This is a genomic window from Sinorhizobium sp. FG01, from assembly GCF_002531875.1.
In the GTDB taxonomy this organism is placed as follows: Bacteria; Pseudomonadota; Alphaproteobacteria; order Rhizobiales; family Rhizobiaceae; genus Sinorhizobium; species Sinorhizobium fredii_C.
The window spans coordinates 1-7594 of sequence record NZ_NWTB01000047.1; the positions used below are offsets into that span (position 1 = coordinate 1).

Annotated in this window: 8 protein-coding genes; 5 read left to right on the plus strand and 3 right to left on the minus strand. The window is 62.3% G+C overall.

Annotation, left to right across the window (positions count from 1 at the left end; genetic code table 11):
- Window positions 1-238 (minus strand): hypothetical protein (locus CO656_RS30630; protein ID WP_210202578.1); only part of this gene is annotated, 238 nt, incomplete at its 3' end.
- A gap of 154 nt (window positions 239-392) precedes the next feature.
- On the opposite strand from CO656_RS30630, the gene CO656_RS29240 reads away from it, so the two are divergent.
- From CO656_RS29240 to CO656_RS29250, 3 genes are read left to right on the plus strand one after another with little or no spacing between them, the layout of a single operon-like run.
- Complete coding sequence (locus tag CO656_RS29240; RefSeq protein ID WP_097528112.1) at window positions 393-851, plus strand: (2Fe-2S)-binding protein; 459 nt, start codon at window positions 393-395, stop codon at window positions 849-851.
- 3 nt (window positions 852-854) lie between these two features.
- Complete coding sequence (locus tag CO656_RS29245; protein WP_097528113.1) at window positions 855-3008, plus strand: molybdopterin cofactor-binding domain-containing protein; 2154 nt, start codon at window positions 855-857, stop codon at window positions 3006-3008.
- Between the two features lie 2 nt (window positions 3009-3010).
- Complete coding sequence (locus CO656_RS29250) at window positions 3011-3652, plus strand: Isoquinoline 1-oxidoreductase subunit (RefSeq protein ID WP_234819737.1); 642 nt, start codon at window positions 3011-3013, stop codon at window positions 3650-3652.
- 77 nt (window positions 3653-3729) lie between these two features.
- Here CO656_RS29250 and CO656_RS29255 read toward each other — a convergent pair whose 3' ends face one another.
- The gene (locus tag CO656_RS29255; RefSeq protein ID WP_097528114.1) at window positions 3730-4563 is read right to left on the minus strand and encodes an oxidoreductase; all 834 of its coding nucleotides are present in this window, start codon (window positions 4561-4563) and stop codon (window positions 3730-3732) included.
- Between the two features lie 119 nt (window positions 4564-4682).
- Between CO656_RS29255 and CO656_RS29260 the strand changes: the two genes are divergently transcribed.
- Window positions 4683-5567, plus strand: a complete 885-nt coding sequence (locus CO656_RS29260) for a LysR family transcriptional regulator (RefSeq protein ID WP_097528115.1) — start codon at window positions 4683-4685, stop codon at window positions 5565-5567.
- Between the two features lie 25 nt (window positions 5568-5592).
- Entirely contained in the window at window positions 5593-6798 is a 1206-nt protein-coding gene (locus CO656_RS29265) for an adenylate/guanylate cyclase domain-containing protein (RefSeq protein WP_097528116.1), read from the plus strand.
- Window positions 6799-7030: 232 nt separating this feature from the next.
- Here the strand turns inward: CO656_RS29265 and CO656_RS29270 are convergent, their stop codons facing one another.
- Entirely contained in the window at window positions 7031-7438 is a 408-nt protein-coding gene (locus CO656_RS29270) for a heme-binding protein (protein ID WP_097528117.1), read from the minus strand.
- Window positions 7439-7594: the final 156 nt, after the last annotated feature.

Consider the following 7594-nt stretch of genomic DNA (forward strand, 5'->3'; position numbering starts at 1 on the left):
GTTCCGCAACGTCTGCCCCAAGGTGATCGAGGACATGCTGAAGGAACACCAACTCGCCGCCTGGGAGAACCAGATCTAGGCCGAAATCCACCCGCAAGAGCGGCGGCCCCTCCCGCCGCTCTTTTCTCGGGCCGGCGCCAAAACGCGTCAGCGATGCCGGGGGATCTTTCAAAGCTATGGAGATGTCGATGACTACGTTCAGCACCCTGGTCGCCGCCGCAACCTCAAGCCTTGCCATGGCCTCTTTCGCTCCCTGCCGCGCTAGCGGAGACCTCCGGCAACGCAGCGAAATGCAAAAGCTGAGCCGGAAGTACGTCTATGAAAGGATCTCTGCCCGATTTATTTTAGCGCGGCTGTGCAATTAAGGGGACGGCCATTCGGCCGGTGTTCACATGACTTACGATCTTCTGGTTAACGGCAAAAAGTATGTCGTCGATGTCGATGGCGACATTCCGCTTCTGTGGGTCTTACGCGACACCATAGGTCTCACTGGAACGAAATTTGGCTGCGGCATCGCCATGTGCGGTGCCTGTACGGTGTATGTCGATGGCGTGCCCGTGAGGTCGTGTGTCATGCCTGTCGCCGATGCGGCGGCCAAGCCGATCACCACGATCGAGGCGATTGGCGAGACTGCCGAAGGGGCTCGCGTGCAGAAGGCCTGGCTCGACATCGATGTCGTCCAGTGCGGTTACTGTCAGTCTGGACAGATCATGTCCGCGGCCGCGCTCCTTGCTGCCAACCCGTCGCCGACCGACGACGACATCGATGCGGTCATGGCCGGAAATATCTGTCGATGCGGCACGTACCCGCGCATTCGCGCCGCCATCAAGCTCGCTGCAACGGGGAGGTGAGCCATGTCCGTTCACGACAAACTCACCCTTCCGGTATCGCGCCGGCATTTTCTGATCGGCGCATCGCTGACGGGAGCGGGCCTCGTCATCGGCCTGCAGCCTTCGCCTTCGTCCGCTGCCGCAGAAGCGTTTGAACCCAACGCCTTCATTCGCATCCCCGCCGACGGCAAGATTGTCTTCGTCATGCCGTCCGTGGAGATGGGACAGGGGATCTACACTTCGGTAGCCATGCTCTTGGCCGAAGAGCTTGAAGTCACCCTGGATCAGGTGGAGCTGGAGCACGCGCCTGCTGATCCCACGCGGTATGCAAACCCTTTGCTCGGCGACCAGATCACCGGCGGCTCCATCGCAATCCGCGCTGTTTACGAGCCGATGCGCAAGGCGGGCGCCGCCGCCCGCATCATGCTGGTGAACGCCGCTGCGCGTGACTGGGGCGTTGCGCCCGAAACGTGCAGTGCCGAGGCCGGGCATGTCGTCCACGCCGCAAGCGGCCGCCGCGCCGCCTATGGCAGCCTGATACAGGCCGCGGCATCCGAAGCCGTTCCACAGGAAATGCCACTGAAGCCTGCGTCCAGCTTCAAACTGATCGGCCAGTCCGTCCGGCGCCTTGACAGTCCGGAAAAGGTAAACGGAACCGCGAAATTCGGCATCGACGCCCGTCCGCAAGGCGTGTCTTACGCGGCGATCGCGATCTGTCCCCACTTCGGCGGCAAGCTGCGCGCGGTCGAAACCGGACCGGCAATGGCGGTAAAAGGCGTCAAACAAGTTGTCCGTATCGAGGATGCTGTTGCCGTCCTGGCAGACAACACCGGTGCCGCACGAAAGGGGCTCGCTGCTCTCTCCATCGAATGGGAGCCAGGCCCGAATGGCACTCTTTCGCTGGTTGATTTGGAGAAGCGCGCGGAAGATGCGATTGGGGGCAACGCCCTGCCGCACATCAACGAGGGCGATGTTGCAAAAGCCGAAGCCGAGCACGGACCTGCGCTTGAGTTCGTCTACCGCCTCCCGATCCTCACCCATTCGGCAATGGAGCCGATGAACTGCACGCTACACGTTCGCAGCGATGGCTGTGACGTGTGGGTAGGTACCCAGGTCATGGGGCGAGCACGGCAAGCCGTCGCCGATGTGACCGGGCTTCCATTGGAGAAGGTCGTTGTGCACAACCACCTGCTCGGCGGCGGTTTCGGGCGGCGGCTTGATGTCGACGGGATCATCTTGGCGGCGAAAATCGCAAAGCAGGTCGATGGCCCGGTCAAGGTCACCTGGAGCCGCGAGGAGGACATCCGCCACGACTGCTATCGCTATCTGAACTACAGCAAGGTCACGGCGACTCTGGGCGCCGACGGCATGCCGGTTTCCTGGCGTCACCGCGTCATCGGCCCTTCGGTAATGGCGCGCTGGCTGCCGGCCTTCACCCGCGATGGCATAGACCTCGACATCATGGCGGGGGCCGAAACCCCCTATGCCATCCCGAACAAATATACCGACTTCGTCCGCCATGAGGCACCGGAGGGAATGTTGACGGGCAACTGGCGCGGAGTCGGTGCCACACGCAACCTTCCTGCCATAGAAGGCGGCATCGACGAGTTGGCCCATGCCGCCGGCGTCGATCCGCTGGAATACCGCAGGTGCCTGCTTCAGCATAAGCCGCGTCTCCTCGCCGCGCTCGATCTTGCGGCGGAGAAGGCCGGTTGGGCAACCGCTCTGCCCCCTGGCAAGGGAAGAGGCATCGCGCTTTCGGAGGATTTCGGCAGTTTCGCCGCGATGATCTCGGAAGTGAGCATCGGGGACGACGGAAGCCTAAAGACCGAGCGCATCATCTGCGCCGTCGACTGCGGCCAGGTCATCAATCCGGACACGGTCGAAGCCCAGATACAGAGCGGCATCATCTACGGTCTGAGCGCTGCCCTCTATGGACGCATCACTGTCCAGAACGGCGCCGTCGTGGAGAGCAACTTCGACGATTCTCCGGTTCTGAGAATCAACGAGACGCCGAAGATCGAGGTTCATATCGTGCCAAGTTCCGAGGCGCCAGGCGGCATAGGAGAGGTCGGCACACCGGGCGTCGCGCCCTCGCTGCTCAATGCGATCTTCGTGGCAACCGGCAAGCGGCTGCGCTCGCTGCCGATCGACCATAATGAATTGCGGAGGGCGTGATCATGATCAAGCGGATTTTCGCCATCCCGCTCGTCGCCGTTCTCGCTGCGACAGGTATCGTTGCCGGTATGGGATCCCTGCAGACTTATGCTGAAACGTCAGATGGTGGAGCCCTCAAGTCCGTTTCCGACTTTGGCGCGATTGCGGACACCAGCGCGCGCTCGAAGGCCATCTTCGAGGAGGCAAGCCGTGTCATGACGCATCCGCGCTGCATCAACTGCCATCCGGCGACGCGCAGCCCGACGCAGGGTGAAGACATGCACCCGCATGTGCCGCTGATAAATGCCAGCGAAAGCTCGCTGGGTCCGGCGGGACTTGTCTGCAGCACCTGCCACGGTGCCGAGAATCGTCCGGTGGTCGGCAGCCGCATGAAATCAATTCCGGGGAACGCGCACTGGTCATTGGCGCCGGCCAGCATGGCGTGGCAAGGGCTGACGGTGGGTGAGATCTGCCGGCAGGTGAAAGACACGAGCCGGAACGGCAATCGTTCCCTTGCCGATCTCATACGCCACATGGGCGAAGACCATCTGGTCGGCTGGGCCTGGCACCCTGGCGAAGGTCGCAGTGCTCCTCCCGGTTCGCAGGAGACGTTTGCCACATTGATCGCTGCCTGGGTCAGCACCGGTGCCGAATGTCCCGATTGAGGGGCTGAGGGGGTGTATTAAGTCAGTCACCCCGGCGGGCCGCTGCCGACCGGGGTGACTTGAGGGAAGCCGTTCGATCACACGTCGAAGTCCGTAGAGACAGCAAGCTCTCTCCATTTCGCCAGCTCCTCGGCAACGCTTGCATTCTGTTCTTCGATCTTTGCCACCGTGTCACTGCCAAATGGCATGCGCAAAGGAGGATTGACCGCATTGGCGAGGGTCAGGATGCCTTTGGCCAGCTTTGCAGGGTCACCGGGCTGGGCGTGGTTGGCAGCGGCCGCGAAATGGCGCATGTCACCGGCCGGGGTTCCGACATAGTCCGGGATGGAAGCCGGGCTGATCGCCAGCGACCTGTCGTGCAGGAAGTCCGTGCGGAAAAAGCCGGGCTCGATGATCGTCACCTTGATGCCGAAGGGGGCGACCTCCGCTGCCAACGACTCCGACAGGCCTTCGACCGCGAACTTCGTCGACCCATAGACGCCCCAGCCCGGATAGCCAAAGTAGCCGCCGATCGACGAGAAGTTCAGGATGTGGCCCGAGCGCTGGCGGCGCATGTGCGGCAGCACGGCGCGCGTAACCTTCAAGACCCCGAAGACATTGGTGGCATAGAGGGCCTCGATCTCGCTTGCCGTTGCTTCCTCGACTGCGCCCAACAGGCCGTAGCCTGCGTTGTTGGCGAGCACGTCGATGCGGCCGAACCGCTCTACGGCGAGCGCTGCTGCCTCCTTTGCCTGGTCTTCGTTGGTGACTTCGAGGGCGACCGCCAACAGGTTCCGGTGTTCGCCGATCTTTTCCGTGATGGCCTTGGGGTTGCGTGCTGTGGCGACGACGGCGTCTCCAGCGGCCAGGGCTTCCTTTGTGATCAGCGCTCCGAAACCGCGGGACGCGCCGGTGATGAACCAGACTTTCATGACGAGCTCCTTCCGATGTCGTGTTCTTCAGCTCTCTGCTGACGGCATGGAATTTGACCTCAAAATCGCTGATGTATAAGATTTGTTTTTTGCGGGATAATACTGAGTGAGATTCAACAATGCGTGCGACCGAGTTGTCCGAGCTATCGGCTTTCGCAGCCGTTGCCCGCCACAAGAGCTTTCGCAGGGCGGGGGAGGAGCGGGGCGTGACCGCGTCGGCCATCAGTCATGCCGTTCTCAACCTCGAGGAGCGGATCGGCGTTCGCCTTCTCAATCGTACCACGCGTAGCGTCTCGCTCACCGAAGCGGGCGCCCTGCTGCAGTCGCACCTCGATCCGGCCTTCGGTGAGATCACGTCGGCGCTCGACGCGCTGAACCGCTTTCGCCATACCCCCTTCGGCAGAGTGAAGCTGAACGTCCCGAACTCGATCGCCCCCTTCGTCATCGGCTGGATCATCGGCCCGCTACTGGAGAAGAACCCGAATCTCGAGCTCGAGATCAGCGCGACCGACAGACTCGTCGACATTGTGCAGGAAGGATTCGACGCCGGCATTCGCTTCGGCGAGCGCGTGACGGAGGGAATGATCGCCGTGCGTATCAAGCCGAGACTGCGGCTCGTGGTCGTCGGCTCGCCGAGCTATTTCGAGCGGCGGCCGGTTCCGCTGACGCCGCACGACCTCAAGCGTCACCTCTGCATCCAGAACATGTTTCCATCGGGGTCGCGTTATCCATGGGAATTCGAGAGGGACGGGCAAGCAATCACCTTCCAGCCGACCGGGCCGCTGTCGCTCGATGATCACGAGCTCATGAGCCAGGCCGCGCTCGGCGGCGTCGCTCTCGCCTATGTCTGGGAAAACCGGGTCGAGAAGTTCATTGCCTCCGGTGAATTGATCCGGGTGCTGGACGACTGGTGCCAGCCGGAAGAGCCGCTATATCTCTACTATCCGAGCCGGCGGCATATGTCCGCCGGCTTTCGCGCCCTTGTGGACGCAATCAAGGCATGAGGGGACGATTGGGGCAGTGCAGGCGATGACCAGCGAAAGGACCGACCGCATTCTCGACTGGCTGCTCAATGAGGGCCTTCGCGGCGCGAGCGAGGGCCACCTGATCGCGGGCTTCTGCGAGCGCGTGCGCGCACTCGGCGTCGAGCTCGTCGAGGCGGCAATCTTCCTGGATACCCTTCATCCCGTTCGAGAATCGGAGGGATTCTATTGGGAAGCGAGCAAGAGCCTCGACGCCCGGCAGCGGGAATTCCTTCGCGACGATTCCGAAGACAATGCTCAGCAGTGGCGCAGCAGCCCTTTCCATCACATGCTGGAGAATGGGCTTTCCGAGCTCCACCTGCCGTTGGCCGGGGAGGTGCCGGACCAGTTTCCGGTCCTTGCGGAACTCAAGCACGCAGGCCACACCGGCTACTTCGCCCAGATAATCCCGCTGGGCGGAAACGACGCGATCGGCGAAATGGACAATCTCTACTGCCGTTGGTCGACGGACAGGCCGGGCGGCTTTCGCCGTGAGGATCTGGATGCCTTTCGCAGGCTCGTGCCCGCCTTGACGCTCGCCATCAAGTCGGCGGCGCTTCGTCAGGTGGCGAATTCGCTTGTTGAAGTCTACCTCGGGCACGACGCCGGCAAGCGGGTGCTAGAAGGTCGCTTCGCGCGGGGCCGAGTTGAGAGCATTCATACGGTGCTCTGGTACTCGGATATGGCAAACTACACGTCGCTGTCCGAAACGGTGCACAGCAGCGAGCTTATCGCCATGCTGAATGACTATGCGGAGGCGACCATTTCGGGGATCCACCACTGTGGGGGAGACGTGTTGAAGCTGATCGGCGACGGCGTTCTTGCCATCTTCAATCGGACAGATGCCAAGGAAGCGGCGGACGCCGCGCTTCAGGCGAGGCGCAGACTTGCGGAGAACCTCTCATTACTCAACGAACGACGTCGCGGTCTTGGCTTGGCCACAACGTCAATCTATCTCGGCTTGCACTTCGGCGAAGTGTTCTACGGCAACATCGGCAGCGACGAAAGGCTGGACTTTACCGTAATCGGCCCGGCAGTGAACGAAGTTTGCCGGATCGCGGCGAGTAGCAGGGCTTTAGGCCGGTCGCTGCTGGTGTCGGAAAACTTTCGTGCGCTGCTCGCTGAGAGAGATGCGGAGTTCCTGGCCGACGTCGGCACTTTCCAACTCAAGGGAGTACGGAATCCGAGGCGGCTCTATGCGCCGCAGGATTGAGGTCGTGGGTGGCGCATGCTCGTGCTTTGGCCATCGATGCTTGCTTAAACGGCAAGATCCAACACGAGAGTGATGCCGGATAAGGTCCGTGCAGGAGCACGGGATTATCATACGGAGATACCCGACGCGTGCGGCGCGCGGTCGTCTGCGGAGACGGGGCCCCGACCTGCCTGCCAGAAGGAACTTTTCGGCAGATCTGGGACCTCTTGCTTCGCCATGGCGTCAGCGGCGGCTAACCGTCTTGGACGGCTACGACTGCGGCTTGCGCGACCTGGAGGTCCTGAGCTACCGCCCCTCCGGACACGCCGACCGCGCCGAGCAGTACGCCGTTCTCGTCGCGGATCGGCAGGCCGCCGGCGAAGACGACGAGGCCACCGTTCGTCAGCTCAAGGCCGGGCGATGTACCGCCCGGTTTGCTGAATTCCCCGATCGCCTCGGTGCTGAGCCCGAACAGGGCAGCGGTCCTGGCCTTCCCAAGAGCGATGTCGATCGAGCCCAGCAAGGCCCCGTCCATGCGGGAGAAGGCTTTCAGATGAACACCGGCGTCAAGGATGGCGATATTCATTGGAACGCCGATTACTTCGGCGGCCTGGCGGGCCGCGGCGAGCGCCGCTTCGGCCTGAGATTGGGTAATGCTCATGTCAGTGCTCCTCGAGTGAAAGGTCCGGCCGTAACGTGACGGGGCAGGGGTTGTTCGCATCACGGCCGGATGGGGCGTCAGATCTGGTTCTCCCAGGCGGCGAGTTGGTGTTCCTTCAGCATGTCCTCGATCACCTTGGGGCAGACGTTGCGGAAC